Genomic DNA, 383 nt, shown 5'->3' with positions numbered 1-383 from the left:
GTCGCCATAAGATCACCCGATAACTCGACAAATAACTAAACTATAGTTCAAATCACCAAGTTGGCATCACGACCCTTTCTGATTCAAAAAGTATCTCTTTACGAACTGTCATATCTCGCCGCTCTTCACGAGTATAATCTTTAGCTATTAGTTCGCTATTGGCGCTGCCAAAATAATTAATACTATCTGTAAGATCTTTACCAATATATATCTTTCCATTCGGGTAAGTGATCTTATAAATTACTTTTAAACTCACTTTAACTCCTACTCAAAGATTAATTACTTGGTACATTGTTGCTAACAGAGCTTATAACGCCGGGCATAAGGTGCGCCAACGCTGAATTTACCAAACCAAATACACTCCGAACCAAAACTGCCGAGTG

Annotated in this window: 1 protein-coding gene; it reads right to left on the bottom strand. The window is 37.9% G+C overall.

All coding sequences use genetic code 11. From position 1 onward, the window contains the following. Window positions 1-52 precede the first annotated feature (52 nt). Window positions 53-256, bottom strand: a complete 204-nt coding sequence (locus Q0852_RS23740) for a hypothetical protein (protein WP_299022920.1) — start codon at window positions 254-256, stop codon at window positions 53-55. Window positions 257-383: the final 127 nt, after the last annotated feature.

The organism is uncultured Photobacterium sp. (assembly GCF_947502415.1).
Taxonomy (GTDB): domain Bacteria; phylum Pseudomonadota; class Gammaproteobacteria; order Enterobacterales; family Vibrionaceae; genus Photobacterium.
Note: the sequence above shows the minus strand (reverse complement) of the source record. Positions and strands in the feature narration are given on the sequence as shown.